This is a genomic window from Acinetobacter sp. CIP 101966, from assembly GCF_000369725.1.
GTDB classification, from domain to species: Bacteria; Pseudomonadota; Gammaproteobacteria; order Pseudomonadales; family Moraxellaceae; genus Acinetobacter; species Acinetobacter lwoffii_Q.
This window is the reverse complement of sequence record NZ_KB850161.1, coordinates 23,779-26,935: the sequence shown is the minus strand read 5'-3', so window position 1 is coordinate 26,935 and position 3,157 is coordinate 23,779. Positions and strand designations below refer to the sequence as shown.

The window sequence follows — 3,157 nt, the reverse complement described above, 5'->3', positions numbered from 1 at the left end:
GAAGTTATGAAGTTATGAAGTTATGAAGTTATGAAGTTATGAAGTTATGAAGTTATGAAGTTATGAAGTTATGAAGTTATGAAGTTATGAAGTTAGGTTATTTAATCTTATAGATTAAATAACCCATTCTGAATTTTATTTAAAACTTTTATCAACGAGCTGCTTAAAATCTTCTAAATTCTGCTCTGCCAGTGACTCTAACGCTATTCTTACAATACTAGATCTGTTAACACGAGCATTATTACTTTTGATAATTAGCTCATCAATTAATTCACTTAATTCTTGATTTAAAGAAAAGGTACAACGAACGAATTTCTTTTGTGAAACTTCTAGATCCTTAACTCTTTTATCAGCTCCAGATATAAAATTATCAACAAGTCTATCTTGATCTGAAAGCTCGTCAGTTTTCTTTTTTAAACCGCTAAGACCTGCCATAGTTATACTCCTAAAAACTCTTGAGCTATCCCTTCAATTTCTGCTTTTGCCTTAGGATCACTTGTTACTTCAAAAACAGATAAGCCATTTTCATCTGCATCATCATAAACATTTCGATTTGTCGTGATCTGATCTAAGGCTTTTATTCCGAACGATACACAGGCTTCTTTAGCATCTAAAATTCGCTGTACTTGTGACGGTAATGTTGGGCATTGTGTGATGATTGCTCTGGCATTCAAATCTGGATTCACTGCTCGTGCCAGTTTCAATACTTGCTCCATATGATCCAAAGTCTTTAGATCTCTACGTTTAGGCCTAAAAGGCAATAGCATATGTGTTGCTATAGTCATAGCAGAGCGCAATGCTTCTGAATCTTGTCCACCAGCATCAATGATAATATCTTCATATCTTTTTGATAAATCTTTTAAAACTTGACGAATATTGCCTGAAGCTTGTACAGATGGGATATTTTTTAAATCCTCATTCTCATCACGTTCTTTAATCCAGTCAGTTGTTGTACCTTGAGGATCTGCGTCTAAAAGTAGAACATCTCTATTCTTGGTTTGTAAATAAACCGCCAAGTTCTGTGCAAGGCAGCTCTTACCAGCTCCGCCTTTTTCACCACCGACTAAAATAATCATAAGTTATGTAAGTTACGTAATTTTGTTAAAAATAATTTATAAGTTTTAATCTCCTGAATCAACTATTGTGAAAAATAAAGTTAAAAATAAAGTTATCCACAAATAATGCTCCTTTTTTAATTTTATATATATTTTTAAATTTATATTTTATAGGTCTCTTGTATCCCTTGTAGTGTATAGCTTTGAGAGGATTTAAATGGACGTTTTCCTGACAATAAGTGGACGTTTTCCTTGATATAAATGGACGTTTTCCTGACAATAAGTGGACGTTTTCCTTGATATAAATGGACGTTTTCCTGACATAAATGGACGTTTTCCTGACATAAATAGATCTTCCATTAGTGGACATTAAGTGTTAATGTCCACTAATAATATTTGTTTCTTTGATCACAACATGGCAAATGTAATTTATAAAGATAATAACTTGATTGAAGCATCTTATGCGTTGACTCTGTCAGAACAACGCTTAATTTTAGTTGCAATTATTGCAGCCCGGGAAATTGAAAAAGAGCTTACATCGGATACATTGCTAACAATACACGCATCTGAATACATGAAGCACTTTAATTTAGGTCGCCAAGCTGCCTATGAAGCTCTTCAGGGAGCGTGTGATAGCTTATTTGAACGCAGACTCACCTATAAGGCCATAGATCCTGTTACAGGTAAGCCTGCAGTCTATAAAAGCCGTTGGGTATCAAAAGTTGGCTATGTTAAAGAAGCGGCATGCGCTCAACTAATTTTTGCTCCTGATATTTTACAGCTTTTTGTAAAACTTGAAGAAAAGTTTACTCGTTATGAATTAAAGCAAATTTCTCAATTATCTAGCGTATACGCTATACGGCTATATGAACTTTTGATTAGATGGCGTAGCAAAGGCAAGCTATATATTAGTATGATTGAATTGCGTGACAAGTTAGGTCTACTTAAAAATGAATATAAAACCATGGGCGATTTCAAAAAGCGTGTATTGACGGTTGCCATAGATCAAATTAATAAATTCACTGATATCGACGTAAGTTATGAGCAGAAAAAAGAAGGAAGAACAATTACACATATTGAATTTTCTTTTAATCAAAAAGCTTCCTTAATTGTTAGTGATAAGGTACTAGAACCGACATATCAGCTGACACCAAAACAATCTATATTTTTCGCTCAAAAATTGTGTGACCTTATCAAATATCCCGAATTCGGGGGGAAATATGCCAATGTAGGCGAGGAGATCGAAGCGTTTAAAGAAAGGATTTCACTTGAACTTCTCGACCCTGAAAAGGTAAAAAAGTATTATTCTGATTTGTTAAAAGTGGGCTATAAAGAAAAATATAAATCAGAAAAGTTATCGTAACCTGAATAATAGAAATTCTTATTTTGAACACTACCACCCTACAGGAAAAATTTAGTCTGCCCTGGTAATGAATAACGCTAAACATGCAGACTGTAATATTTGAAGTGAGGAGCCGATCTAAGTTTCTCTGCTACTGATCATGAACTTCAAATTATGGGCTATTTTTATTTGTGAGTGCTTTCAAATAAAGAGCATGGCATGTGCGATATGTATTTTTTGCCTGAGCAATTCCTGAGAACTTCTACGCTTTACCGTCCAAACATTTACTCAAACTATTTGACCTTTTTATCAGCGCATTATAGTCAGACACACTGACAACCTGAGTGTTTGCTTCCATAGCATTGACTCTACCATCCTGCGTAAGTCTCTTTGACCATTTAAATAGCAAAGTTAGAGAGATACCATACTATCTGATAACAGAAGCAACAGATGAGCCTAGTTACATGGTCATAGCAACAAACTGGACTTTTTCGTGAGCTGAAAAACGCTGACGACACTGAACTGATTTAATAACTTCAATACGTTCCATAGAACACTCCTTAACCCTAGTGCTATGGCTAGGTCTTAATTCAGAAGTGTCTGTTTTAATTGGGGGCTATTACATAAACCGCCAGGGATTGATCTGTAATGAACATAAAGCTATAAACTTACTTAACTTACTTAACTTACTTAACTTACTTAACTTACTTAACTTACTTAACTTACTTAACTTACTTAACTTACTTAACTTACTTAACTT

The 3,157-nt window shown here is 34.1% G+C and carries 3 protein-coding genes; 1 reads left to right on the top strand and 2 read right to left on the bottom strand.

Annotated elements, in window-relative coordinates; translation table 11 throughout:
* Nucleotides 1-135: 135 nt before the first annotated feature.
* Nucleotides 136-435, bottom strand: a complete 300-nt coding sequence (locus tag F891_RS14370) for a hypothetical protein (protein ID WP_005099833.1) — start codon at nt 433-435, stop codon at nt 136-138.
* A gap of 2 nt (nt 436-437) precedes the next feature.
* Nucleotides 438-1,076: an AAA family ATPase gene (locus tag F891_RS14365; protein WP_004871228.1), complete on the bottom strand. Its 639-nt coding sequence runs from the start codon at nt 1,074-1,076 to the stop codon at nt 438-440.
* Nucleotides 1,077-1,470: 394 nt separating this feature from the next.
* Between F891_RS14365 and repM the strand changes: the two genes are divergently transcribed.
* Complete coding sequence (gene repM, locus F891_RS14360) at nt 1,471-2,418, top strand: replication initiation protein RepM (protein WP_212749802.1); 948 nt, start codon at nt 1,471-1,473, stop codon at nt 2,416-2,418.
* Nucleotides 2,419-3,157: the final 739 nt, after the last annotated feature.